Here is a 25101-nt window from a genome sequence, read left to right as displayed (position 1 = left end):
AGCGCCTGCAAGGGAATATGCGTTCTCTGCAGGAGCTGACGCAGGTTGCGGTCTTTTGCTTCATCAACGGCTCAAATACATCCGGGTCGTCAGCAAATAAACCGGTAACCCCGAAACCAATATCAACAACGCCGCATAAGGCGCCGCCGCCGCGAATTCCACATTCGCGGTATGCGCCCAGACTTCCGTGGCCAGCGTATTGAGCCCGGTCGGACTCAATAGCAAGGTCGCCGTCAGCTCCTTCATCGCATCCAGAAACACCAAGGCAAACGCCGCTCCCAGCGCCGGAAAAATGATCGGCAGCGTCACTCGGCAAAACGCGGTGAACGATGATGCGCCCAGCGTGCGCGCTGCTTCTTCCAATTGCGGTGCGGCCTTGTTCAGTGCCGTGCGAATCGGTGCCTGAGCCAGCGGCAAAAACAGCAACGCATAAGCGACCAACAGCAGCGCCGAAGTCTGGTACAGCACCGGCACATAGTGCAGGGCGAAATACACCAGCGTCAGTGCGATCACCAATCCAGGCAGCGCATGCAGCAGATAGGGCAGGCGTTCCGCCCAGATCGCCAGTTGGCCTTTGTAGCGCACCACCAGCAGTCCGACGGGCACCGCCAGCATCAGACACAGTGCCGCACCGCCCAGAGACAGCGCCAGAGAAGACAGCAGCGCCTCACCGATTGCAGCCACCGGAAATGCAGCGGAGGACCCCGCCGCCAGCCAATACACCAGCATGCCCAGGGGAATGCCGCTGCCGATGATTGCCAGCAGCAGGCAGTAAAGCTGCCCGGGCAAAGCCCATGCGCCCAGGTGAACCTGCTCCGCCCGTCGCGCCGCACCCTGGCCGGTGCGTACATGTCGGCCTTTGCCGCGAACCCGCAACTCCAGCCATAGCAGCATCAGGCACAGCACCAGCAGCACCGCTGAAAGCATCGCGGCATTGGCGTTACTGAACTCCAGTTCGAACTGTTGATAGATCGCGGTAGTGAAGGTTTGCAGGCCGATAATCGACAGCGCACCAAACTCCACCAGCATGTGTAATGCAATCAACAAAGAGCCGGCGAGCAGTGACGGCCAGAGCAGGGGCAGGGTGATCTTGAAGAATACGCCCCAGCGATTGTGCCCCAGTGTGCGGGCGGACTCTTCCAGTGATGGATCGAGATTGCGCAGGGTCGCGGCCACAGGAAGAAAAATCAGCGGGTACTTGGAAAGCGTCATCACCAGAATCGCCCCACCCAGCCCTTCGAACTGGGCGCTCAAGGATACCCAGGTGAAGCTGCTGACAAAGGCCGGGACGGCGAACGGCAGGCACAGAATCACGCCCCATATCCGCCGTCCCGGCAAATTACTGCGTTCCAGCAACCACGCCAGCGACAGGCCGATCACGCCGCAAGCCAGCGTAACGCCGAGCATCAGCGCCAGGGTGTTGCGCAGCAGGCCAAACACATAGGGGCGCCACAGCAAATGCACGGCTTCGGCCCACCCTGCCTGCCAGGCTTTGAGCCCGACATAGGCCAGCGGCAGCAGGCTGAGCACCACCAGCAGCAGAACCGGCAGCAACAGCCAGATCGACGGCCGCTTGCGCCGCGGCACATATGCATTCTGTGCAGTGAGGGCGGATAGCGATGCGCTCATCAGTTCAGGCCAACCTCACGTTCCAGTTCCAGGGCTTCTTCAGCATTGCCCAGGTCGGCAGGGGTGACTTTCGGTGCTTCCAGTTCGCTGAACGGCTTGAGGCCGCGATCCGATTCCATGCCTTTGTGCAGCGGATATTCGGCGGTGGTCTGAGTGATCACCCGCTGACCTTCTTCGCTGGCCATGTAGGCGAGCAATTGTTGGGCTTCTTTTGGATGTTTGCTGGATTTCAGGACTGCCGCGCTGGACACGGTGATCAGCCCGCCGACGTCGCCGCCGGTGAAGTAATGCAGTTTCGAATCGAGCTGGCCTTTTTCGCGTTGCAGGGCGAACCAGTAGTAGTTGTTGACCAGAACAGTAGCCACTTCGCCGTTCTCCACGGCTTTAAGCGCGACCATGTTATTGCTGTAGGTCTTGCCGAATGCGCGCAAACCGGTCAGCCACTCCTCGGCGGCGTCCATGCCGTGCACCTTGATGATCGCTACCGCTTGCTCCTGGAAGGCGCCGCTGGTGGGTACGAAGCCGACCTTGCCCTGCCATTTCGGATCGGAGAATTCCATCACCGACTTCGGCAGGTCTTTTTCATCGATCAGCTTGGGGTTGAACGCAACGACGCGAACCCGGGCGGTGACGCCGATCCACGTGCCATTGCCAGCCACGTAATCCTTGGGCAGAACCGCCAGGGTGGCGTCGTCGGCCTTGGCCAGCAGGCCTTGTTCGCCGAGCTTGTTCAGCGGCGGCGATTCCTCGGTGTAGATCACGTCGGCGGGAGAGCGGTCACCTTCTTCGACGACCTGGCTGGCGAGCTGGTTGCTGCTGCCTTTGCGCACATTGACGTGAATGCCGGTCTTGGCTTCGAAGGCTTTGGCAACGGCGTCACCGACTTCTTTGTGTTGACCGTTGTAGAGGGTCAGGGAAACCGGATCAGCGGCCTGGGTGAGGGGAGTGGCGAGTGTCAGGCCAAGGAGGGTAATGCTCAGGCCGCGGCGCAGGGTATTTCGAAACATCATTCGCAGGGTTCCTCACTGTCGCATTGCAAAAACTTGCAACAATGATAAACGATATTCTTTCTCAAATGCGCCTTGCGGGGTTGAGAGGGTTTTGCTAAAGAGGGTGGTCCCTCGCCACAAAAGTCTTCCTGTCATTTCGAAAGCCAGAAACGCAAAAACCCGCTTTCGCGGGTTTTTGTGAAATCCAGGGTCGTAACCCTGGATTTGAATTGGTGCCCAGAAGAAGACTCGAACTTCCACGACCTTGCGGTCACCAGCACCTGAAGCTGGCGTGTCTACCAATTTCACCATCTGGGCAATCATCTTCAGCGTTGCCGCTGTTGATGTGGCGCACTATACGGAGAGCATTTTGATCTGTAAACCCCTGATTTAAATTTAATAAATCAGAAACCCTGAATGCAAAAAACCCGCTTTCGCGGGTTTTGTGTGAGTCTTGAAATTGAACTAATCTCAAGCTCGAAATTGGTGCCCAGAAGAAGACTCGAACTTCCACGACCTTGCGGTCACCAGCACCTGAAGCTGGCGTGTCTACCAATTTCACCATCTGGGCAGTATCGGCAACGTTGTCCGTCGTCGATGGCGCGCACTATACGGAGCGTCTTTTTAACTGTAAACCCCCGGGCTCAAAAAAACCTGGAAAATTTCGCCAGCGGTCTTCAAAACAGCTTTGCGGTGTCGATACAGGGCTCAAGAAGGGTCGTCTTAGCTTGAAATTTCCCGTTTCATTACGCCTATGCCAAACTAACCCGCATATAGACAAGGTGAAAACTCTCTAATGGCCGATTGGCAGTCCCTCGATCCCGAGGCCGCTCGTGAAGCGGAAAAATATGAAAACCCCATTCCTAGCCGCGAACTGATCCTTCAGCATCTTGCTGATCGGGGTTCGCCTGCTAACCGCGAGCAACTGGTTGAAGAGTTTGGTCTGACCACAGAAGACCAGATCGAAGCCCTGCGTCGCCGTCTGCGCGCCATGGAGCGCGATGCTCAACTCATTTACACCCGTCGCGGCACGTATGCGCCGGTGGACAAGCTCGACCTGATCCTCGGCCGCATCAGCGGTCACCGTGATGGTTTCGGCTTCCTGGTACCGGACGACGGCAGTGACGACCTGTTCATGAGCCCGGCGCAAATGCGTCTGGTGTTCGACGGTGACCGTGCCCTGGCCCGTGTTTCCGGCCTGGACCGTCGTGGTCGCCGCGAAGGCATGATCGTCGAAGTGGTGTCCCGCGCTCACGAAACCATCGTCGGCCGCTACTTCGAAGAGGGCGGCATCGGTTTTGTCGTTGCCGACAACCCGAAGATCCAGCAGGAAGTGCTGGTGACGCCGGGCCGCAACGCCAATGCGCAGATCGGTCAGTTCGTTGAAGTGAAGATCACCCATTGGCCAACGCCACGCTTCCAGCCGCAAGGCGACGTGGTCGAGGTTGTGGGTAACTACATGGCGCCGGGCATGGAAATCGATGTTGCCCTGCGCACGTACGACATTCCCCACGTCTGGCCTGATGCCGTGCTCAAGGAAGCCGGCAAGCTCAAGCCGGAAGTCGAAGAGAAAGACAAAGAGAAGCGCATCGACCTGCGTCATCTGCCGTTCGTCACCATCGACGGCGAAGATGCCCGCGACTTCGATGACGCGGTCTACTGCGAAGCCCGTCCGGGCAAGCTGCGCCTGTTCTCCGGTGGCTGGAAGTTGTACGTGGCGATTGCCGACGTATCCAGCTACGTGAAACTCGGTTCGGCACTCGATGCTGAAGCCCAGGTTCGTGGCAACTCGGTGTACTTCCCCGAGCGCGTGATCCCGATGCTGCCTGAGCAGTTGTCCAACGGCCTTTGCTCGCTGAACCCGCAAGTCGATCGTCTGGCCATGGTTTGCGAGATGACCATCTCCAAGTCCGGCGAAATGACCGACTACTGCTTCTACGAAGCGGTGATCCACTCCCATGCCCGCCTGACCTACAACAAAGTCAGCGCGATGCTGGAAACGCCGAAGGCTACCGAAGCTCGCAAATTGCGTGGCGAGTACACCGACGTCGTGCCGCACCTCAAGCAGTTGTACTCGCTGTACAAGGTGTTGCTGGCGGCTCGTCATGTGCGTGGCGCGATCGATTTCGAAACCCAGGAAACCCGGATCATCTTCGGCTCCGAGCGCAAAATCGCCGAAATCCGTCCGACCGTGCGTAACGACGCGCACAAGCTGATCGAGGAATGCATGCTGGCGGCGAACGTGGCCACCGCTGAATTCCTGAAGAAGCACGAAATCCCTGCGCTGTACCGTGTGCACGATGGTCCGCCACCGGAGCGTCTGGAAAAACTGCGCGCATTCCTGGGCGAGTTGGGCCTGTCCCTGCACAAAGGCAAGGATGGCCCGTCGCCGAAGGATTACCAGGCACTGCTGGCTGGTATCAAGGATCGTCCGGATTTCCACCTGATCCAGACCGTGATGCTGCGTTCGTTGAGCCAGGCGGTGTACAGCGCTGATAACCAGGGCCACTTCGGCCTCAATTATGAGGCTTACACCCACTTCACCTCGCCGATCCGCCGCTACCCGGACTTGCTCACGCACCGGGCGATTCGCAGCGTCATCCATTCGAAACAGGACACTCCGCACGTTCGCCGTGCAGGTGCGATGACCATTCCGAAGGCGCGCATCTACCCGTACGACGAAGCGGCCCTGGAACAGCTCGGCGAGCAGTGCTCGATGAGCGAGCGCCGTGCCGACGAAGCGACCCGAGATGTAGTGAACTGGCTCAAGTGCGAGTTCATGAAAGATCGCGTGGGCGAATCGTTCCCGGGTGTGATCACCGCAGTGACCGGTTTTGGTCTGTTCGTCGAACTGACCGATATCTACGTCGAAGGCCTGGTGCACGTCACCGCGCTGCCGGGTGATTACTACCACTTCGATCCTGTGCATCACCGCCTGGCCGGTGAGCGTACCGGTCGCAGCTTCCGCTTGGGTGACACCGTTGAAGTGCGGGTCATGCGCGTCGACCTCGACGAGCGCAAGATCGACTTCGAGATGGCTGAAAAAACCATCAGTGCGCCGATCGGTCGCAAGAAGCGCAGCACCGAAAACGCAGCGCCTGCTGCAAAAACTGCCGCAGAACCGGCACCGGCCAAAACCGGTCGTCGTCCTGCGAAGGAAAAGGCTGTCGAAGCCTATCGTCCGAGCGATGCCGCGGCGAAAAACGCCGAAGTGCGCAAAAGTCGTGAAATGAAACAGGCGTTGCTGGCCGGTGCGAAAAGCGGCGGTAAAGCGGCGTCTGGGGGAAAGACCGGACGGTCGACGCCTGAAAAGGCCGTCGGCGGCAAGCCAGCCAAACCAAGTAAACATCGTAAAGGCCCGCCAAAAGCGGGTTCGGCCCCAGCCAAAAGCGGCGGGGCGCGTAAGCCTAAGGCCAAGCCATGAGTCAGTTGGAAAAGATCTACGGCGTACATGCTGTAGAAGCGTTGCTGCGTCACCACCCGAAACGCGTCAAGCAGATCTGGCTGGCTGAAGGTCGCGGTGATCCGCGCGTGCAAACGTTGATCGAGCTGGCCAACGAAAATCGTGTCCAGGTGGGTCAGGCCGAGCGCCGTGAAATGGATGCCTGGGTAGAAGGCGTGCACCAGGGCGTGGTGGCAGAGGTGAGCCCGAGCCAGGTCTGGGGCGAAGCGATGCTCGACGAGCTGCTCGATCGCACCGAAGGCGCGCCGCTGCTGCTGGTGCTCGACGGCGTGACCGACCCGCACAACCTTGGCGCCTGCCTGCGTTCTGCCGATGCGGCCGGTGCGCTGGCGGTAATCGTTCCGAAGGACAAATCGGCAACCCTGACTCCGGTTGTACGAAAAGTCGCTTGTGGTGCTGCGGAAGTGATTCCGCTGGTTGCCGTGACCAACCTTGCGCGCACCCTGGAAAAACTCCAGCAGCGCGGGTTGTGGGTTGTCGGTACGGCGGGGGAGGCCGAGGTCAGCATTTATGACCAGGACCTGACCGGCCCGACCATTCTGATCATGGGCGCTGAAGGCAAGGGCATGCGTCGCCTGACTCGCGAACATTGCGACTATCTGGTGAACCTGCCGATGGCCGGTAGCGTCAGCAGTCTCAATGTTTCGGTAGCCACCGGCGTTTGCCTGTTCGAGGCGCAGCGCCAACGTGGTGCCAAAGCCAAGGCTGCCGCCAAAAAGTCCTGATCCGCCCATAACCTGCAGGAGCCGGCTTGCTGGCGATTGAAGCGCTGCGGTGTGTCTGAAGGACCGCATCGCATCGATCGCCAGCAAGCCGGCGCCTACAGGTGCGGGTTTATTGGTGGCTGTTCAAATAATCACCAATTACCTTGCGCCTCTCTCGCCCCTTCTCTACAATTGCGCCCCTTGCTGTGATGGCAGGCACCCACGTGTCTAGCGTCCTCAAGTCCATAAGTGTCATTCACTCCTTGTCTGACCGCTTTTGAGCGGCAGGCTACAACCCGTAAGGAGCATTCATGCGTCATTACGAAATCATCTTTTTGGTCCACCCGGATCAAAGCGAGCAAGTCGGCGGCATGGTTGAGCGTTACACCAAGCTGATCGAAGAAGACGGCGGCAAAATCCACCGTCTGGAAGATTGGGGCCGTCGTCAACTGGCCTACGCAATCAACAATGTTCACAAGGCTCACTACGTGATGCTGAACGTTGAGTGCACTGGCAAGGCCCTGGCCGAGCTGGAAGACAACTTCCGCTACAACGATGCAGTGATCCGTAACCTGGTCATCCGTCGCGAAGAAGCCGTTACCGGCCAATCCGAGATGCTCAAGGCTGAAGAAAACCGCAGTGAGCGCCGTGAGCGTCGCGACCGTCCTGAGCACGAAGGCGCTGAAAGCGCTGACAGTGATGACAGCGACAACAGCGATAACGCTGACGAGTAATCCACGGACCTTTTAAGGAGCCTATCAAATGGCACGTTTCTTCCGTCGTCGTAAATTCTGCCGCTTCACCGCTGAAGACGTGAAAGAGATCGATTACAAAGATCTCAACACTCTGAAAGCCTACGTATCCGAGACCGGCAAAATCGTTCCAAGCCGCATCACCGGTACCAAAGCTCGTTATCAGCGTCAGCTGGCCACCGCTATCAAGCGCGCCCGCTTCCTGGCCCTGCTGGCCTACACCGACAGCCACGGCCGCTGAGACCGGGCAGTCGACTCGTAGCAAAGGATTGAATGTATGCGTGCCTTGGCTGAGTTCATCATGCGGGGCCGCATGCAGGCCACTCTGGTAGTGGCTGGATGTGCGGCATTGCCGTTGTTGTATTGGTTGGGTGCTGCCGCCGGATGCCTTGTGCTCCTGCGGCGCGGATTGAAGGACGCCCTGGGCGTTCTTGCTCTGGGACTGCTGCCGGCATTGCTCTGGTGGCTTTACTCCGACGACCCACGGGCACTTCTGGTGCTGCTGGGGTCTGCGAGCCTTGCGTTGGTTTTGCGCGCAAGCGAGTCCTGGAACCGCGTGCTGCTGGTCAGCATAGCGATGGGAGTGGTGTTTTCAGTGGTGTTGGGGACGGCTTTTGGTCCCCAGATCGAGATGCTGGCGCAGGCTTTGATAAAAGTCATGCCGTCGCTACTCGGCGACGTTTACCAGAAGTTGTCGGTAGACGAACAAGCGCGTTTCGCGTCCCTGATTGCACCGGTCCTGACCGGCCTGATTGCGGCTTTGTTGCAAATCGTCAGCTTGTTGAGCCTGCTTGTCGGGCGCTACTGGCAGGCGTTGTTGTACAACCCGGGTGGTTTTGGTCGCGAATTTCGCGCCATCCGCTTCCCGCTGTTGCCGGCGATGTTGCTGCTGGCGTGCATGCTTCTGGGACCGAATCTCGGTTCACAGATGGCAATGCTGACGCCGTTGTGCAGCGTACCGCTGGTGTTCGCCGGGCTGGCCCTGATTCACGGGCTGGTGGCGCAAAAGCGACTGGCCAGATTCTGGCTCGTAGGGATGTACGTCACGCTGTTGCTGTTCATGCAGCTGATCTATCCGTTGCTGGTGGTCTTGGCCATCGTCGACAGCCTGATTGATTTTCGCGGTCGTTCGGCACCGAAAGATGCCGATAACGCGAACGGTGAAGGTTAAAAGTTAAGAGGATTTTCACATGCAACTGATCCTTCTGGAAAAAGTCACCAACCTGGGCAACCTGGGTGACAAAGTGAACGTTAAGGCTGGTTACGGTCGTAACTACCTGCTGCCTTACGGCAAAGCTACCGCTGCGACCCCAGCCAACCTGGCTGCGTTCGAAGAGCGTCGTGCCGAGCTGGAAAAAGCAGCAGCAGATCGTAAATCGTCGGCTGAAAGCCGCGCTGCCCAACTGGCCGAGCTGGAAGTGACCATCACTGCCACCGCTGGCGACGAAGGCAAGCTGTTCGGTTCGATCGGTACTCACGACATCGCTGACGCACTGACCGCCTCCGGCGTTGAAGTGCAGAAGAGCGAAGTTCGTCTGCCGAACGGCACCATCCGCAACGTAGGCGAATTCGACGTAGCCGTGCACCTGCACGCCGAAGTTGAAGCCACCGTACGCGTTGTCGTGGTAGCAGCTTAAGCAGCACTTGTCGGCTGGCACCCTCGGGTGCTTGCCGGTAACATCGGGCACGATCCTGTTTACAGGTCGTGCCCTTTGTCTTTCTGGTAACTCCTGTTTTTCAATCCCTGTTTTTTCTGAACAACCAAGTGGCCATGAACGAAATTTCCGCTCCTGAGCAATACGATCTGCAAACCGCCGCGCTGAAGGTGCCGCCGCATTCCATCGAAGCCGAACAGGCTGTTCTCGGTGGTCTGATGCTGGACAACAACGCCTGGGAACGCGTGCTTGATCAAGTCTCCGACGGCGATTTCTATCGACATGACCACCGTCTGATTTTCCGTGCGATCGCCAAACTGGCCGATCAGAACATGCCGATCGACGTCGTGACCCTGTCCGAGCAACTGGACAAGGAAGGTCAGACTTCGCAAGTCGGCGGCCTCGGCTACCTCGGGGAGCTGGCGAAAAACACGCCATCGGTCGCCAACATCAAGGCTTATGCGCAAATCGTTCGCGAGCGGGCGACATTGCGTCAGTTGATCGGTATCAGCACCGAAATCGCCGACAGCGCGTTCAATCCGGAAGGCCGTACAGCCGCCGAGATTCTTGACGAGGCTGAGCGCCAGATTTTCCAGATCGCCGAGGCCCGGCCAAAAACCGGTGGCCCGGTGGGTGTGAATGATCTGCTGACCAAAGCCATCGACCGTATCGACACACTGTTCAACACCGACAATGCCATTACCGGACTGTCCACGGGCTATACCGACCTCGACGAGAAGACCAGCGGCTTGCAGCCGTCCGACCTGATCATCGTCGCCGGCCGTCCGTCCATGGGTAAAACCACCTTTGCGATGAACCTGGTGGAAAACGCCGTGTTGCGCAGCGAGAAGGCTGTTCTGGTTTATTCGCTGGAGATGCCAGGCGAATCGCTGATCATGCGTATGTTGTCGTCCCTCGGCCGTATCGATCAGACCAAGGTCCGTTCCGGTCAGCTTGAAGACGACGACTGGCCGCGACTGACCTCGGCGGTCAACCTGCTCAACGACCGCAAGCTGTTCATCGACGATACCGCCGGCATCAGCCCGTCTGAAATGCGTGCCCGGACCCGGCGACTGGTGCGTGAGCACGGCGAAGTCGGCCTGATCATGATCGACTACCTGCAGTTGATGCAGATTCCGGGTTCCAGCGGTGACAACCGGACCAACGAGATTTCCGAGATCTCCCGATCCCTGAAAGCCCTGGCCAAGGAATTCAACTGCCCGGTGGTGGCGTTGTCCCAGCTCAACCGTTCCCTGGAACAACGTCCGAACAAGCGCCCGGTGAACTCCGACTTGCGGGAATCCGGAGCGATCGAGCAGGACGCCGACGTGATCATGTTCGTGTATCGCGACGAGGTGTATCACCCGGAAACCGAACACAAGGGTATTGCCGAGATCATCATCGGCAAGCAGCGGAACGGGCCGATCGGCTTTATCCGCCTGGCCTTTATCGGTAAGTACACGCGATTCGAGAACCTGGCGCCGGGTAGCTATAACTTCGACGATGACGAGTAAGTTATTTAGCGTCCTCAAGGGCCCCATCGCTGGCAAGCCAGCTCCTACAGGGGGCGCGTCGTACCTGTAGGAGCAAGCTTGCTCGCGATAGGGTCGACGCAATTTCCGACCATGGCCGTCGGAATTGGTCAAAATTTGTGCTATATTCCGCGCCCGCGAAATTCAATGAAAGCCAACACCGGTTATCGACATGCAAGCAGCCAAGCCGTTATTTGACTATCCAAAGTACTGGGCCGAATGTTTCGGGCCAGCGCCATTCCTGCCAATGAGCAGGGAGGAGATGGATCAGCTTGGCTGGGATTCCTGCGACATCATCATCGTCACCGGTGATGCCTACGTCGATCACCCGTCGTTCGGCATGGCGATCATCGGCCGGCTGCTGGAGTCCCAGGGCTTCCGCGTCGGGATCATTGCCCAGCCGAACTGGCAGTCCAAAGACGACTTCATGAAGCTTGGCGAGCCGAACCTGTTCTTCGGTGTCGCGGCCGGCAACATGGACTCGATGATCAACCGCTACACCGCCGACAAGAAAATCCGTTCCGACGACGCCTACACCCCGGGCGGCCTGGCGGGTAAACGTCCGGACCGCGCAAGCCTGGTGTACAGCCAGCGCTGCAAGGAAGCCTACAAAAACGTGCCGATCGTACTGGGCGGCATCGAAGCGTCCCTGCGCCGTATCGCTCATTACGATTACTGGCAGGACCGGGTTCGCAACTCGATCCTGATCGACGCCTGCGCCGACATCCTGCTCTACGGCAACGCCGAGCGTGCGATTGTCGAAGTTGCCCAGCGTCTGTCCTACGGTCACAAGATCGAAGACATCACTGACGTGCGCGGCACTGCGTTCATCCGTCGTGACACGCCGAAAGACTGGTACGAAGTCGATTCCACGCGCATCGACCGTCCGGGCAAGATCGACAAGATCATCAACCCGTACGTGAACACCCAGGACACCCAGGCCTGCGCCATCGAGCAGGAAAAGGGTCCGGTTGAGGATCCGCAGGAAGCCAAGGTCGTGCAGATCCTGGCAAGTCCCAAGATGACCCGCGACAAGACCGTGATTCGTTTGCCGTCGGTGGAAAAGGTCCGTAACGACGCGGTTCTCTACGCCCACGCCAACCGCGTGCTTCACCTGGAAACCAACCCGGGCAACGCTCGCGCCTTGGTCCAGAAGCATGGCGAAGTCGATGTCTGGTTCAACCCGCCACCGATTCCGATGACCACTGAAGAAATGGACTACGTGTTCGGCATGCCTTACGCGCGCATTCCGCACCCGGCGTATGGCAAGGAGAAAATCCCGGCCTACGACATGATCCGTTTCTCGGTGAACATCATGCGTGGCTGCTTCGGTGGCTGCACGTTCTGCTCGATTACCGAGCACGAAGGCCGGATCATCCAGAACCGTTCCGAAGAGTCGATCATTCGCGAAATCGAAGAAATTCGCGACAAGGTCCCGGGTTTTACCGGTGTGATCTCCGACCTTGGCGGCCCCACCGCGAACATGTACCGCATTGCGTGCAAGAGCCCGGAAATCGAATCCGCGTGCCGCAAGCCGTCGTGCGTGTTCCCTGGCATCTGCCCGAACCTGAACACCGACCACTCGTCGTTGATCCAGCTGTATCGCAGCGCTCGCGCCTTGCCGGGTGTGAAGAAGATTCTTATCGCTTCCGGCCTGCGCTACGACCTCGCGGTCGAGTCGCCGGAATATGTGAAAGAACTGGTGACCCACCACGTGGGTGGTTACCTGAAGATCGCCCCGGAACACACCGAGGAGGGTCCGCTCAACCAGATGATGAAACCGGGCATCGGCAGCTATGACAAGTTCAAGCGCATGTTCGAGAAGTATTCCAAGGAAGCGGGCAAAGAGCAGTACCTGATTCCGTACTTCATCGCTGCCCACCCAGGCACCACCGATGAAGACATGATGAACCTGGCCCTGTGGCTCAAGGGCAACGGTTTCCGTGCCGACCAGGTGCAGGCGTTCTACCCGTCGCCGATGGCCACCGCCACCGCGATGTACCACTCCGGCAAAAACCCGCTGCGCAAAGTCACGTACAAGTCGGACGCGGTGACCATCGTCAAGAGCGAAGAGCAGCGTCGTCTGCACAAGGCGTTCTTGCGTTATCACGACCCGAAAGGCTGGCCGATGCTGCGTGAAGCGCTGACCCGCATGGGCCGCGCCGATCTGATCGGGCCGGGCAAGAACCAGTTGATCCCGCTGCACCAGCCGTCCACCGACAGCTACCAGAGTGCCCGTCGCAAGAACTCGACGCCGGCTGGCAGCCACAAGGTTGCAGGGGAAAAGACCACCAAGATCCTGACCCAGCACACCGGCCTGCCACCACGCGCCAGCGATGGCGGTAACCCGTGGGACAAGCGTGAACAGGCCAAGGCTGCGGCGTTTGCCCGCAACCAGCAGGCGGCCAAGGAGCGCAAGGACGCGGCCAAAGGCAAGGGGCCAAAGCCCACCCGCAAGCCGGTCGTACCGCGCTAAGCTGCGCTTGAGCTGAACAGAACGCCAACCTTCGGGTTGGCGTTTTGCATTTCAGGGGCGGCGAATTCCATTTGTGGCGAGGGTGGCGCCACATTTACGTGCAATCGATTCAAACCATTTTCCCGCCTCGCCCGATTTTGGTGCTGTACTGCCTCAAGCAATCGGGGAAAGCGCCAGCGCTGCTGGATGGCATAAGTCTTGCGCGCTTTCCAATACGCTTAGGGCTCGCAGGAGGCACGCCGTGTCGATTCATGTCGCATTGCACCACGTCACGCATTACCGCTACGACCGCGCCGTTGAGCTCGGTCCGCAGATCGTTCGTCTGCGCCCGGCCGCCCACAGCCGCACGCGAATTCTGTCTTATGCGCTGAAAATCTCGCCCGAGCAGCATTTCATCAACTGGCAGCAAGACCCGCAGGGCAATTACCTGGCGCGGTTGGTGTTCCCGGAAAAAACCGATGAGCTGCGGATCGAAGTCGATTTGCTGGCCGAAATGGCGGTCTTCAATCCCTTCGACTTTTTTCTCGAACCCTACGCCGAGAAAATCCCGTTCACTTACGCCGCCGATGAGCGCAAGGAGTTGGCCCCTTACCTGGAAACGTTGCCCCTGACGCCCAGGTTCCAGGCCTATCTGGATGCCATCGACCGCACGGCACTGCCCGCCGTGGATTTCCTCGTTGCGCTCAACCAGCGCCTGAGTGAAGACATCGACTACCTGATCCGCATGGAACCGGGTGTGCAAACGCCTGAGTTCACCCTCGAACAAAGCTCCGGTTCGTGTCGCGATTCCGCGTGGTTGCTGGTGCAACTGCTGCGTCACCTCGGGCTGGCAGCGCGTTTCGTTTCCGGTTACCTGATCCAGCTGACCGCTGACGTGAAAAGCCTCGACGGTCCTTCCGGCACCGATGTCGATTTCACCGACTTGCACGCCTGGTGCGAAGTTTACTTGCCCGGCGCAGGCTGGATCGGCCTGGACGCCACCTCAGGGTTGTTCGCCGGCGAAGGACATATTCCGTTGGCCTGTAGTCCCGATCCGTCCTCTGCGGCACCGATCACGGGGTTGGTGGAACCATGCGAGTGCGAATTCAGCCACGAGATGTCGGTTGAGCGGATTTGGGAGGCGCCCCGCGTCACCAGGCCCTACACCGATGATCAATGGCTGGCGATTCAAGCGTTGGGTCGGCAAATCGATGCTGACCTGCTGGAAGGCGATGTGCGCTTGACCATGGGCGGTGAGCCGACTTTCGTGTCCATCGATGACCCGGATGGTGCCGAGTGGAATACAGCGGCACTGGGGCCGGATAAACGACGTCTGTCCGCCGAGCTGTTCCAACGCATGAGGAAGCGCTACGCGCCGCAGGGCCTGGTGCATTTCGGCCAGGGCAAGTGGTACCCGGGCGAGCAGCTGCCGCGTTGGTCGCTCAATGCCTACTGGCGCCGTGACGGAGTGCCGATCTGGAACAACAGCGCACTGATTGCCGACGAGCAGGAGGACTATGGCGCGACCGGCGAATTGGCCGGGCGTTTCCTGGCGAGTGTCGCCGAGCGCCTGAAGATTCCCGCGCGCTTTGTGTTTCCGGCCTACGAAGACAATTTCTATTACCTCTGGCGCGAAGGTACGTTGCCGCAGAACGTCAGCGCCGAAGATTCGCGCCTTGAGGAGCCCCTCGAGCGTGCACGTCTGCGCAAAGTCTTCAGCCAGGGGCTGGACAAGGTGATCGGCCAGGTCCTGCCGCTGGCACGCACCGCCAAGGGCGATCAGTGGCAGAGCGGTCGCTGGTATTTGCGCGATGAACATTGCCGTCTGGTGCCGGGGGATTCGCCACTGGGCTATCGCTTGCCGCTGGGTTCGCAGCCCTGGGTGAAAGCGGCGGAATATCCGTTTATTCATCCACAAGACCCGAATCAGGCATTTCCACCGCTCCCCGACACTGCGCAATCGCAGCGTCAGGGTACGGCGGCGCTGATTGAGGATCGAGTCCCGAAAATTGATGAGTCCGCCGACTGGCTGACCCGCACAGCGTTTTGCGCCGAGGCGCGTGAAGGCCGGTTGTATCTGTTCATGCCGCCCCTGGAGCGGGTCGAGGATTATCTGGAGCTGGTGGCTGCCATCGAAGCCACTGCCGAAGAACTGCGTTGTCCGGTGTTGCTGGAAGGGTATGAACCGCCAAGCGATCCACGCTTGAGCAACTTCCGCATCACGCCTGATCCGGGCGTGATCGAGGTCAACGTTCAGCCGTCCGCGACCTGGGACGAATTGGTCGAACGCACCGAGTTTCTCTATGAAGAAGCGCGCCAGACCCGACTGACCACCGAGAAATTCCTGATCGATGGTCGACACACTGGAACCGGCGGCGGTAACCATTTCGTACTGGGTGGCGCGACACCGGCTGACTCACCGTTTCTGCGGCGTCCGGATTTGCTGCGTAGCCTGATCAGTTACTGGCATAACCATCCTTCGCTGTCCTACCTGTTTTCCGGGCTGTTCATCGGCCCCACGTCCCAGGCGCCACGCGTCGACGAGGCGCGAAACGATGCCCTGTATGAACTGGAAATTGCCTTTGCACAGATGCCTGAACCGGGCGAAGCGTGTGCGCCGTGGGTGGTCGACCGGTTGCTGAGAAACCTGCTGATCGATGTCACCGGCAACACCCACCGCGCCGAATTCTGCATCGACAAGCTCTACTCGCCGGACGGCGCGACGGGGCGCCTTGGTTTGCTTGAGCTGCGCGCCTTTGAAATGCCGCCGCATGCGCGCATGAGCCTGGCTCAGCAGCTGTTGCTGCGGGCGCTGGTCGCACGGTTCTGGCGTGAGCCTTACGCGCCGCCAAAACTGGCGCGCTGGGGCACGGAGTTGCACGACCGGTTCCTGTTGCCGCACTTTATCGAACAGGATTTTGCCGACGTCATCGTTGATCTCAACGCTGCCGGTTATCCGGTACGGGCCGAATGGTTTGCGGCGCATCTGGAGTTTCGTTTTCCCAAGGTCGGCGATTACGCCGTCAGCGGTATTGCGCTGGAGCTGCGTCAGGCACTCGAGCCTTGGCACGTATTGGGCGAAGAGGGCGCGGTCGGTGGCACGGTGCGGTATGTGGATTCGTCTCTGGAGCGCTTGCAAGTCAAACTCAGCGGTTTGCCGCCGCAGCGCTATTTGCTGACCTGCAACGGCGTTCCGGTGCCCTTGCAGCCCACCGGGCGTGTAGGAGAATTCGTTGCCGGCGTGCGTTTTCGTGCGTGGCAACCGACCAACTGCCTGCAACCGACCATTCCGGTCCACGCACCGCTGGTGTTCGACCTGCTCGACACGTGGATGGGGCGTTCACTGGGAGGTTGCCAGTATCACGTGGCGCATCCTGGGGGCCGCAACTACGAGACCTTGCCGGTGAACGCCAATGAGGCCGAGAGCCGTCGTATGGCGCGTTTCTTCCGGATCGGACACACGCCTGGGAAACTTCCTGTCCCGATTCTGGAAATTAACGACGAGCTGCCGATGACTCTCGATTTACGACGTTTCTAAACCGTACGCGACGCTCGGATTTTTCGTATATCCGGGCGTCATGAGCCTGCGTTAGTCTGACCGTTCATTGCTGTCTGCCGAGCTTTCCATGCCTGACCTGCTAGACCGCTACCCGCTCACGGCGGGCACCTATCACGAACTGCTCGACGACAGCGGGGCCGTGCGCCCGCATTGGCGTCGATTGTTCGACCAATTACAGCGCAGCTCGCCGGCGCAACTGGTGCAGCGTCAGGCCTTGCTGACCCGGCAGATTCAGGAAAACGGTGTCACCTACAACGTCTACGCCGACCCCAAGGGCGCCGATCGGCCGTGGGAGCTGGACCTGCTGCCCCATGTCATTGCCGCTGACGAGTGGGAACAGTTGTCTGCCGGCATTGCCCAGCGTGCGCGGTTACTCAACGCGGTGCTGGCTGACCTCTATGGCCCGCAACGCCTGATCGCCGAAGGCCTGCTGCCGGCCGAACTGGTGTTTGGCCACAACAACTTCCTTTGGCCCTGTCAGGGTATCAACCCGCCTGACGGCGCTTTTCTGCATCTGTATGCCGTGGACCTGGCGCGTACCCCCGATGGTCGTTGGTGGGTCACGGCGGACCGCACTCAAGCGCCATCGGGTGCCGGTTATGCACTGGAAAACCGCACCATCGTGTCGCGGGCCTTTCCCGAGTTGTACCGCGATCTGAAAGTGCAGCACCTGGCCGGCTTCTTCCGCACGCTGCAGGAAACCCTGGCGCGCCAGGCGCCGAGCGATGACGACGCGCCGCTGGTGGTGTTGCTGACACCGGGGCGTTTCAACGAAAGCTATTTCGAGCATCTGTACCTGGCGCGTCAGCTCGGTTATCCGCTGGTGGAGGGCGGCGACCTGACGGTGCGCGATGCCACGGTCTACCTGAAAACCCTCAGCGGCCTGCGCCGGGTTCATGCGGTCATGCGCCGGCTCGACGACGATTTCTGCGACCCGCTGGAGCTGCGTACCGATTCGGCCCTTGGCGTGCCGGGCCTGCTGGAAGCCGTGCGACGGGGGCGAGTGCTGGTGGCCAATGCCCTTGGCAGCGGTGTGCTGGAGTCGCCAGGGCTGCTGGGCTTCCTGCCGAAGATCAATCAATTCCTGTTTGGTGAAGAACTGATCCTGCCGTCCATTGCGACCTGGTGGTGCGGTGAAGCGCCGGTGTTGGCCCAGGCCCTGGAAAAACTGCCGGAACTGCTGATCAAACCGGCGTTTCCGTCGCAGAGTTTTATACCGGTTTTTGGCCGGGACTTGAGTGAAAAACAGCGTCAGGAACTCGCCGAACGCATGCAGGCTCGTCCTTACGCCTACGTTGCGCAAGAATTGGCGCAATTGTCCCAGGCACCGATCTGGCAAGCCGAGGGCGGCATGCTGCAACCCCGGGCCATTGGCATGCGCGTGTATGCGGTGGCCAGCCGCGAAGGCTATCGGGTGCTTCCTGGCGGATTGACCCGCGTGGCCGCCGAAGCCGACGCCGAAGTCGTGTCGATGCAGCGCGGCGGCGCCAGCAAGGACACCTGGGTGCTGGGCGATCGTCCGCCCAGCGGCGAACAATGGAAAGCCCAGCGCAACATCGGCGTGCACGATCTGGTGCGGCGCGATCCGTACCTGCCGTCGCGGGTGGTGGAGAATCTGTTCTGGTTTGGTCGTTACTGCGAACGCTGCGACGACAGCGCCCGGTTGCTGCGGATCATGCTGGCGCGCTACGTCGACGGCGATGACCCGCAGGCCCTGCAAGCGGCGGTCGAGCTGGGCGAGCGGTTGATGCTGTTGCCTGACGAAGGCGAGCTGCCCGAGCGCTTGCTGGCGGCGATACTCGGTGATGACTGGCCGTTCAGCCTTCGCTCCAACCTGCAACGCTTGCAATGGGCGGCGTCGCAGGTGCGGGGCAAACTTTCACGGGAGAACTGGCAGGCGTTGGTGGAATTGCAGCGCGAGGCCATTGAGCTGGAAACCGATGAGCCGGATTTCGGCGAGTTGCTCGATTTTCTCAACCGTCTGGTGATGTCCCTGGCGGCACTGTCCGGTTTTGCCCTCGACGACATGACCCGGGACGAAGGCTGGCGCTTCCTGATGATCGGTCGGCGTATCGAGCGTCTGCAATTTCTCAGTGGCAGCCTGGCGGCCTTTCTGCGCGGTGCCGGGGCGTTCGACCAGGCGGGATTGGAGTGGCTGCTGGAGCTCGGCAACAGCAGCATCACCTACCGCTCGCGGTATCTGGCAGTGGCGCAATTGATCCCGGTGCTCGACCTGTTGCTGCTCGACGAACAGAACCCGCACGCGGTGCTGTTCCAGTTGAAGCTGGTGACCCGCACCCTCAAACGTCTGAACGACGATTTTGGCGCGCCGCGCGAGGCAGGGCTGCCGTTGCTGGTCGAACGTCTGGCGCGTTTTGATCTGGGCTGCCTGGAGAATCCGCTGTTCGGCGAGAGCAGCGTACGCGCGGCTCTCGATGGGTTGGCCGATCTGCTGCAAGCGATCGCCGACGCCAGCGGGCAGGTCTCGGATCGCCTGGCCTTGCGCCATTTCGCGCATGTCGATGATGTCAGCCAGCGCACGGTGTCTGTCTGATGAGCGCCCATTACCAGATTTTCCACGACACCCATTATCACTACGACAGCCCGGTGTCACTGGCCCAGCAGCTGGCGCACCTGTGGCCGCGTCCTTGTGCCTGGCAGCGCTGCACCGATCAGCAGTTGCAGATCAGCCCTGACCCCACCTCGCGTCGTGATGAGCTGGACGTGTTCGGCAATCCGTTGACCCGGCTGGCGTTTGAGCGTCCCCATGATGAACTGCTGGTCAACGCCAGCCTCACGATCGAAGTACTGCCCCGGCCGGCGCTGGATTTCAATCGTTGCCCCGCGTGGGAAGACACCCGCAGTGCGCTGACCTACAGCAGCCAGCCGCTGTCGCCTGAACTGCTTGACGCCTGCCGTTACCGCTTCGAATCACCCTATGTGCATTTGAAGCGCAACTTCGTCGATTTTTCCGCGAGTTGCTTCCCGCAAGGGCGGCCGCTGTTGCTTGGGGTTCAGGCCCTGATGGAGAAAATCTTCAGCGAGTTCACCTTCGATGCCGAAGCGACCCAGGTGGCGACGCCGTTGGTGGAAGTGCTGGAACGTCGGCGTGGGGTCTGTCAGGACTTCGCTCATTTGATGCTCGCTTGCGTGCGTTCACGGGGGTTGGCTGCTCGATACGTCAGCGGCTACCTGCTGACCCAGCCGCCACCCGGCCAGCCACGCTTGATCGGCGCGGATGCGTCCCATGCCTGGGTGTCGGTGTATTGCCCGGTGCTGGGGTGGGTTGATTTCGATCCAACGAACAATGTGCAACCGGCGCTTGAGCACATCACGCTGGCCTGGGGGCGGGATTTTTCCGACGTGTCGCCGTTAAGAGGTGTGATTCTCGGGGGCGGCAATCATGATCCGGAAGTCAGCGTTACCGTGATGCCCTTGGAGTAATGAAGATCGACTGGAGGCGCGAGCTGTTCGCGATAGCGGACTGTCAGTCATGGAGATTCTGACTGTTCCACCGTCTTCGCGAGCAGGCTCGCTCCCACAGAGAACTGTATGTTCATTCAAGATTTGAGTTTTTTCAGGTTGGCCTGTGAGGGTCAGCAGCAACGCTGCCAACCCTGGACACAGATCCGGTGGGCCTGATCAGATCATCCGGCCCGAAGGGGTTCAGGCGTCGGGCGCCTGATCTTTCGGTGCATCAACATCATCTTCTGCTGCCACTTCACCATCAGGGTTCAGTGCTGCTTCTTCAGCTGTAGCTTTCTTGCGCTGAAGTTTTTCCTCTTTCTTCTGCTCCTTTGCCAAGTCACGCTGACGTTTGGCGAAGGAATAATTGGGTTTAGCCATGGGCGATCCTCTGGGGTCGAAGGTGAGGTTGAGCGGCGCGTATTCTGCCCTGTATCGGTGCCAAGTCGTTAGTCGGGTTTTTGCTCGACCCACTTGGGCAATACGCTCGGCTGCCAGCTATCTAGCGCGTCGAGCAGCGTTTGCGGCGATTCGCTCACCTGCAGCATGTCACGGTGTGGCGCGCGAACGAAGCCTTCGCCGACGATGTGATCAAGAAAACCGGTGAGTTTGCTGTAGAAAGCGTTCACTTCCAGCAAACCGAGCGGTTTTCCGTGGTAGCCGAGCTGGCCCCAGGTCCAGACTTCGAACAGCTCTTCCAGGGTGCCGAGGCCGCCGGGGAGGGCAATGAAGGCATCGCTGAGTTCGGCCATCCGCGCCTTGCGCGCATGCATGCCGTCGACCACTTCCAGGCGGGTCAGGCCTTTATGGCCGATTTCTTTATCCATGAGGCTTTGCGGGATGATGCCCACCACATCACCGCCGGCTGCCAGCGCGGCATCGGCCACAATGCCCATCAAGCCCACGGCACCGCCGCCATAGACCAGGGTCAGCTTGCGCTCGGCCAGGGCTTGGCCCAAGGCCACAGCCGCTTCACGATAAGCCGGATGGGTGCCGGTGCTGGCGCCACAAAATACACATACGGATGTTAAAGACATGCCTTGCTCCATGGTCGATCAGGGCCACAGAGTAAAGGCAGGTGCTCGGCGCTCCAAGGGCTAAACTTCCCGCCTGGGCGTTTCATAAGTGCCGCTGGCGCCACAGGCATAGGCGGCGAGCAAGCTGCACAACAGGCTATTGATGGACATGACAGACGCTCCGTTGATTGATGACGGTCTGATCATAGGGCCGGGCCAGACGCTTGGCCGGTAGATTATTTCCATCGATGCCATAGCCTGAAAGTTGTATACAATTTTTGATTCAAGTCATATGAACTTGCGAAGATTTCAGGCAGTCTTCTGTCCATTCGCATTTTTCGTTAACCCTGTCTTGGAGATTCACCATGTTTGCCAAACTAGTTGCGGTATCCCTGTTGACGCTGGCCAGCAGCCAATTGATGGCTGCCGAGTGCAAAGTCACCGTTGACTCCACTGACCAAATGTCCTTCAACACCAAGGCCATTGAGATCGACAAGAGCTGCAAGACATTCACCGTCGAACTGACCCATTCCGGCAACCTGCCGAAAAACGTGATGGGCCATAACTGGGTGCTGAGTAAAGAAGCCGACATGCAGCCGATCGCCACCGACGGCCTGAGCGCCGGGATCGACAAGCAGTACCTGAAAGAAGGTGATACTCGTGTGATCGCGCACACCAAAGTGATCGGCGCCAAGGAAACCGACTCGGTGACCTTCGACGTGTCGAAGCTGGATGCCAACGAGAAATACGGTTTCTTCTGCTCGTTCCCGGGGCACATCTCGATGATGAAAGGCACGGTTACGCTGAAGTAAGCCGAAATACCGCGTCATCGTTCATCGCGGGCAAGCCAGCTCCCACAAGGTTCTGTGTCGGACACCGCATGTGTGGACACCTGAAACCCTGTGTGGGCTTGCCCGAGAAGAGGCCGGTAACATCGACGCATGCACCGGCCAAAGAAAAGCCCGCTGAAGCTCAACACTTCAGCGGGCTTTTTCATTCAGTCACGCCTCAAGGCGCAAACGGCATCACACGCTTGTGATGGGTCTTGTTGTACGTATCGCAAATAATTTTGAACGCTTCTTCGCGCACCGGCTGACCATGCAGGAATGCATCGATCTCGGCATAGGTCACGCCGTGGGAGGCTTCGTCCGGCTTGCCGGGTGACAGGTCTTCAAGGTCGGCGGTCGGGACCTTTTCCACCAGTGACTCCGGGGCGCCGAAGCTGCGGGCAATCGCCCGGACCTGGTTTTTCACCAGCCCGCTCAGCGGTGCGAGGTCGCAAGCGCCGTCACCGAACTTGGTGAAGAAGCCCAAAACCTTCCTCCCCCCCAAAAAGTGCCCAATGCGTTGTGAATACTTGCGTTTTGGCTAGCTTATGGATTGTGCAAAATTACATTCTGCACAGCCTTAAAAAAGTGTAAGACTTTTTGAAATCCCCGCACCTTGGCGACCACTCCACCCATAGGCTCGAGGGATGGATGAGGCATAATGAACGACAATCGCGAGACGCGGCTCTACCTGTGATAAGCACTCGTTGGAGCCTGGCAAGGCAAATGGCCTGATGATGAGTCGGCTATTGAGCGACATTTTGCAGTTCGGCTCAAGGCATAGGAGGAACCATGGCGCAGAGTTTGAGAGTGGTAATGGCCCAGTTGAATATCCGTGTGGGGGATATTCAAGGTAATGTTGAGAAGATCATCGACGCGGCGAAGAAAGCGCGTGACGAACTCCATGCCCAGATCATCGTGTTTCCTGAGCTTACTTTGTGCGGCTATCCACCAGAGGATCTTTTGCTGCGCTCTAGCATGCAGCTCCGAATTGAAAAGGCCCTAGATAAAGTTCGCCAAAGTACTCAGGGTATAGCTGTAGTGGTTGGATTTCCTTGGGTTGAAAGTGGTTCTGGCCACGAAGAGCTTCAAAGTAATAGGTACAACAGCTGCGCTATCTTTGTTGATGGGCTAGAACTCGGCCGTTACCACAAACAGAAACTTCCGAATTATCGAGTCTTTGATGAGAAACGATATTTCGTGCCTGGCAATGGGCCGTGTGTTGTTGATCTTTTGGGTGTAAAGATAGCTCTCGGTATTTGCGAAGATATATGGTTTCCGGAACCTTTGAATGAAGCATGTGCCGCAGGTGCGCAAATAATGCTCACCCTGAATGCGTCACCTTTCCATCGGGGCAAACAAGCTGAGCGCGAAGAGCTTCTTGCGCAAAGAGCAAATGAATGCTCGATTCCAATGATTTATGTGAACCAAGTTGGAGGCCAAGACGAACTCGTCTTCGATGGCAACAGCTTCGTGGTTGATGGAAACGGAAAAGTTACTCAACGAGCCCCTGCCTTCGAAGAAGGACTCTTCCATGCTGACTTCACCATAAAAGAAAATTCCCTCGTACCAGTTGAGGCAGGGAAGGCTGAACTTCTGAACGTGGAGGCGAGCGTTTACCAAGCATTGGTTATTGGTGTGCGTGATTACGTTCAGCGCAACGGCTTTAAGGGCGTTGTGCTAGGTCTGTCTGGAGGTATCGACTCGGCCTTAACCCTTGCCGTGGCGGTCGATGCCTTGGGGGCGGAAAACGTGGAAGCGGTGATGATGCCGTACCACTACACCGCCCAGATGAGCCAGGACGACGCGAAGGAAGAGGCCGAGCTGCTTAACGTCAAGTACAGCGTGATGCCGATTCAGCCCATGGTTGAGGCTTTCCTGAGTACACTTACACCCGCTTTCGAAGGCCTGCCCAAAGACACCACCGAAGAAAACCTGCAAGCCCGTTGTCGTGGGGTAATTCTCATGGCTATCTCCAATAAAAAGCGCTACTTGGTGCTGACAACTGGTAACAAGAGTGAAATGGCAGTCGGCTATGCAACCCTCTATGGCGACATGGCTGGCGGTTTCGATGTATTGAAAGATGTTCCCAAGACTCTGGTGTTCCGTCTGTGCGAATACAGAAATACCCTTGAGTATGTCATACCTCAGCGTGTTATTGATCGACCACCGTCAGCAGAACTTGCGCCGGATCAGAAGGACGAAGATTCGCTTCCTCCATATCCCGTGCTCGATGAAATTTTGCGCTTGTACGTTGAACATGACTACTCAGCAGATGCCATTGTTGATGCCGGCTTCGATGAAGAAGTGGTGCGCAAGGTAATTAGGCTAGTTGATATCAACGAGTACAAGCGCCGCCAGGCTGCAGTTGGCCCGCGAGTAACTGAGCGAGGCTTTGGAAGAGATCGCCGTTACCCGATTACCTCGGGGTGGCGCATCGGCGATTAAACAGACGATACAAGAAAGCCAGTCCCAGTAATGGGGCTGGTTTAACAAGCCCATCCTCACGTAGCATTCAACTCTCCCCGCTGTGCCAAATCTTATGCACCGTGGACGCCGGCATACCCAACTTCACTGAAATTTCTTTTTGAGTCAGTCCATCAGCTTTACAGCTAAGTACGGCTGAAATTTTGTTTAAAGCAATTGGTGGCTTGCCTGCTTTCGCAGCGACTAACTCTCCATTATCAAATTGCGCTGGAACGTTTTCCAAAACTCGTAAACTACGCAGTTTTTCAATTTCTGACTGAAGATGGGACATATAGTCCTCAAGCGTCTCTTGGCGGTCGTAGCTGGAGGCGACAGCTAGCAAAGCTACAACATCAACGTCCAGGCGTTCGCTAATGCTTTCCAGCATCTTCAAGGTCACGTTGGACGTACCATGCTCTACGTTGTGCAGATGGCGAGCTTCCAATGCGCTTCCGAGCTGCTCTTGGGAGAGGCCCCGTGCGGCGCGAACGGTGCGGAGTACTGCTGCCAGAGTGTATCGCGATGGCATGAGGCGTCTTCCCGCAAAGGGAAGGATAAGGCCATATCGTAAAATTCACATCCATGAAAT

General features: G+C 58.7%; 18 protein-coding genes, 2 tRNA genes and 1 pseudogene. 13 read left to right on the top strand and 8 right to left on the bottom strand.

What is annotated here, in order from left to right:
* Positions 1-63 precede the first annotated feature (63 nt).
* The 4 genes from M5G20_RS19125 to M5G20_RS19110 all read right to left on the bottom strand — a co-directional run bounded on the left by M5G20_RS19125 (position 64) and on the right by M5G20_RS19110 (position 3189).
* A complete protein-coding gene (locus M5G20_RS19125) occupies positions 64-1629 on the bottom strand; it encodes an ABC transporter permease (protein ID WP_273920316.1) in 1566 nt (521 codons plus the stop codon).
* Positions 1629-2639, bottom strand: a complete 1011-nt coding sequence (locus M5G20_RS19120; protein WP_273920315.1) for an extracellular solute-binding protein — start codon at positions 2637-2639, stop codon at positions 1629-1631. The genes M5G20_RS19125 and M5G20_RS19120 overlap by 1 nt, the downstream gene beginning before the upstream one ends.
* Positions 2640-2849: 210 nt before the next feature.
* Positions 2850-2936 (bottom strand) — tRNA-Leu (locus tag M5G20_RS19115).
* Positions 2937-3102: 166 nt separating this feature from the next.
* Positions 3103-3189 (bottom strand) — tRNA-Leu (locus M5G20_RS19110).
* 225 nt (positions 3190-3414) lie between these two features.
* On the opposite strand from M5G20_RS19110, the gene rnr reads away from it, so the two are divergent.
* From rnr to M5G20_RS19055, 11 genes are all read left to right on the top strand, one after another.
* Positions 3415-6042 carry a ribonuclease R gene (gene rnr / locus M5G20_RS19105; protein ID WP_273920314.1) on the top strand — a complete coding sequence of 876 codons (2628 nt, stop codon included), beginning with the start codon at positions 3415-3417 and terminating at the stop codon, positions 6040-6042.
* Positions 6039-6806 carry a 23S rRNA (guanosine(2251)-2'-O)-methyltransferase RlmB gene (rlmB, locus tag M5G20_RS19100; RefSeq protein WP_150705313.1) on the top strand — a complete coding sequence of 256 codons (768 nt, stop codon included), beginning with the start codon at positions 6039-6041 and terminating at the stop codon, positions 6804-6806. The genes rnr and rlmB overlap by 4 nt, the downstream gene beginning before the upstream one ends.
* A 290-nt stretch (positions 6807-7096) precedes the next feature.
* Entirely contained in the window at positions 7097-7519 is a 423-nt protein-coding gene (gene rpsF, locus M5G20_RS19095) for a 30S ribosomal protein S6 (RefSeq protein WP_003217491.1), read from the top strand.
* Between the two features lie 28 nt (positions 7520-7547).
* Positions 7548-7778, top strand: a complete 231-nt coding sequence (gene rpsR / locus M5G20_RS19090; protein ID WP_002551829.1) for a 30S ribosomal protein S18 — start codon at positions 7548-7550, stop codon at positions 7776-7778.
* A 36-nt stretch (positions 7779-7814) separates the two neighbouring features.
* Positions 7815-8708 carry a hypothetical protein gene (locus M5G20_RS19085; protein ID WP_273920312.1) on the top strand — a complete coding sequence of 298 codons (894 nt, stop codon included), beginning with the start codon at positions 7815-7817 and terminating at the stop codon, positions 8706-8708.
* A 19-nt stretch (positions 8709-8727) separates the two neighbouring features.
* Positions 8728-9174, top strand: a complete 447-nt coding sequence (gene rplI, locus M5G20_RS19080) for a 50S ribosomal protein L9 (RefSeq protein ID WP_034149636.1) — start codon at positions 8728-8730, stop codon at positions 9172-9174.
* A 134-nt stretch (positions 9175-9308) separates the two neighbouring features.
* Positions 9309-10706: a replicative DNA helicase gene (gene dnaB / locus M5G20_RS19075; protein ID WP_150705315.1), complete on the top strand. Its 1398-nt coding sequence runs from the start codon at positions 9309-9311 to the stop codon at positions 10704-10706.
* A 190-nt stretch (positions 10707-10896) separates the two neighbouring features.
* Positions 10897-13200, top strand: a complete 2304-nt coding sequence (locus M5G20_RS19070; RefSeq protein ID WP_075947753.1) for a YgiQ family radical SAM protein — start codon at positions 10897-10899, stop codon at positions 13198-13200.
* A 241-nt stretch (positions 13201-13441) separates the two neighbouring features.
* A complete protein-coding gene (locus tag M5G20_RS19065; protein WP_273920311.1) occupies positions 13442-16717 on the top strand; it encodes a transglutaminase family protein in 3276 nt (1091 codons plus the stop codon).
* Between the two features lie 88 nt (positions 16718-16805).
* On the top strand, positions 16806-19292 hold the full coding sequence (locus M5G20_RS19060; protein WP_273920310.1) for a circularly permuted type 2 ATP-grasp protein: 2487 nt from the start codon (positions 16806-16808) through the stop codon (positions 19290-19292).
* Complete coding sequence (locus tag M5G20_RS19055) at positions 19292-20182, top strand: transglutaminase family protein (RefSeq protein ID WP_273920309.1); 891 nt, start codon at positions 19292-19294, stop codon at positions 20180-20182. The genes M5G20_RS19060 and M5G20_RS19055 overlap by 1 nt, the downstream gene beginning before the upstream one ends.
* Positions 20183-20404: 222 nt before the next feature.
* On the opposite strand, the gene M5G20_RS19050 is transcribed toward M5G20_RS19055, so the two are convergent.
* Positions 20405-20584: a hypothetical protein gene (locus M5G20_RS19050; protein ID WP_034149642.1), complete on the bottom strand. Its 180-nt coding sequence runs from the start codon at positions 20582-20584 to the stop codon at positions 20405-20407.
* Between the two features lie 68 nt (positions 20585-20652).
* Entirely contained in the window at positions 20653-21240 is a 588-nt protein-coding gene (locus tag M5G20_RS19045) for a TIGR00730 family Rossman fold protein (RefSeq protein ID WP_273920308.1), read from the bottom strand.
* Positions 21241-21584: 344 nt separating this feature from the next.
* Between M5G20_RS19045 and azu the strand changes: the two genes are divergently transcribed.
* Positions 21585-22031: an azurin gene (azu, locus tag M5G20_RS19040; protein ID WP_075947758.1), complete on the top strand. Its 447-nt coding sequence runs from the start codon at positions 21585-21587 to the stop codon at positions 22029-22031.
* A gap of 196 nt (positions 22032-22227) precedes the next feature.
* Here azu and nadE read toward each other — a convergent pair.
* Positions 22228-22536, bottom strand: a pseudogene (nadE, locus tag M5G20_RS19035) (NAD(+) synthase); the annotation flags it as partial.
* Between the two features lie 302 nt (positions 22537-22838).
* Between nadE and M5G20_RS19030 the strand changes: the two are divergent.
* Positions 22839-24494, top strand: coding sequence for an NAD+ synthase (locus M5G20_RS19030; RefSeq protein WP_046819821.1), 1656 nt, complete (start codon positions 22839-22841; stop codon positions 24492-24494).
* 67 nt (positions 24495-24561) lie between these two features.
* On the opposite strand, the gene M5G20_RS19025 is transcribed toward M5G20_RS19030, so the two are convergent.
* Positions 24562-25041 carry a helix-turn-helix domain-containing protein gene (locus tag M5G20_RS19025; RefSeq protein ID WP_152670453.1) on the bottom strand — a complete coding sequence of 160 codons (480 nt, stop codon included), beginning with the start codon at positions 25039-25041 and terminating at the stop codon, positions 24562-24564.
* Positions 25042-25101: the final 60 nt, after the last annotated feature.

It is taken from the genome of Pseudomonas sp. TNT2022 ID1044, assembly GCF_028656895.1.
In the GTDB taxonomy this organism is placed as follows: domain Bacteria; phylum Pseudomonadota; class Gammaproteobacteria; order Pseudomonadales; family Pseudomonadaceae; genus Aquipseudomonas; species Aquipseudomonas reinekei.
Note: the sequence above shows the minus strand (reverse complement) of the source record. Positions and strands in the feature narration are given on the sequence as shown.

Excerpts from the sequence above, each read along its gene's own strand:
- M5G20_RS19025 (WP_152670453.1), bottom strand. The coding sequence starts at position 25,041 with ATGCCATCGCGATACACTCTGGCAGCAGTACTCCGCACCGTTCGCGCC.
- M5G20_RS19085 (WP_273920312.1), top strand. The coding sequence starts at position 7,815 with ATGCGTGCCTTGGCTGAGTTCATCATGCGGGGCCGCATGCAGGCCACT.
- rlmB (WP_150705313.1), top strand. The coding sequence starts at position 6,039 with ATGAGTCAGTTGGAAAAGATCTACGGCGTACATGCTGTAGAAGCGTTG.
- M5G20_RS19120 (WP_273920315.1), bottom strand. The coding sequence starts at position 2,639 with ATGATGTTTCGAAATACCCTGCGCCGCGGCCTGAGCATTACCCTCCTT.
- M5G20_RS19030 (WP_046819821.1), top strand. The coding sequence starts at position 22,839 with ATGGCGCAGAGTTTGAGAGTGGTAATGGCCCAGTTGAATATCCGTGTG.
- M5G20_RS19050 (WP_034149642.1), bottom strand. The coding sequence starts at position 20,584 with ATGGCTAAACCCAATTATTCCTTCGCCAAACGTCAGCGTGACTTGGCA.
- rpsR (WP_002551829.1), top strand. The coding sequence starts at position 7,548 with ATGGCACGTTTCTTCCGTCGTCGTAAATTCTGCCGCTTCACCGCTGAA.
- rnr (WP_273920314.1), top strand. The coding sequence starts at position 3,415 with ATGGCCGATTGGCAGTCCCTCGATCCCGAGGCCGCTCGTGAAGCGGAA.
- rplI (WP_034149636.1), top strand. The coding sequence starts at position 8,728 with ATGCAACTGATCCTTCTGGAAAAAGTCACCAACCTGGGCAACCTGGGT.
- M5G20_RS19070 (WP_075947753.1), top strand. The coding sequence starts at position 10,897 with ATGCAAGCAGCCAAGCCGTTATTTGACTATCCAAAGTACTGGGCCGAA.
- azu (WP_075947758.1), top strand. The coding sequence starts at position 21,585 with ATGTTTGCCAAACTAGTTGCGGTATCCCTGTTGACGCTGGCCAGCAGC.
- M5G20_RS19060 (WP_273920310.1), top strand. The coding sequence starts at position 16,806 with ATGCCTGACCTGCTAGACCGCTACCCGCTCACGGCGGGCACCTATCAC.
- rpsF (WP_003217491.1), top strand. The coding sequence starts at position 7,097 with ATGCGTCATTACGAAATCATCTTTTTGGTCCACCCGGATCAAAGCGAG.
- M5G20_RS19045 (WP_273920308.1), bottom strand. The coding sequence starts at position 21,240 with ATGTCTTTAACATCCGTATGTGTATTTTGTGGCGCCAGCACCGGCACC.
- M5G20_RS19055 (WP_273920309.1), top strand. The coding sequence starts at position 19,292 with ATGAGCGCCCATTACCAGATTTTCCACGACACCCATTATCACTACGAC.
- M5G20_RS19125 (WP_273920316.1), bottom strand. The coding sequence starts at position 1,629 with ATGAGCGCATCGCTATCCGCCCTCACTGCACAGAATGCATATGTGCCG.
- dnaB (WP_150705315.1), top strand. The coding sequence starts at position 9,309 with ATGAACGAAATTTCCGCTCCTGAGCAATACGATCTGCAAACCGCCGCG.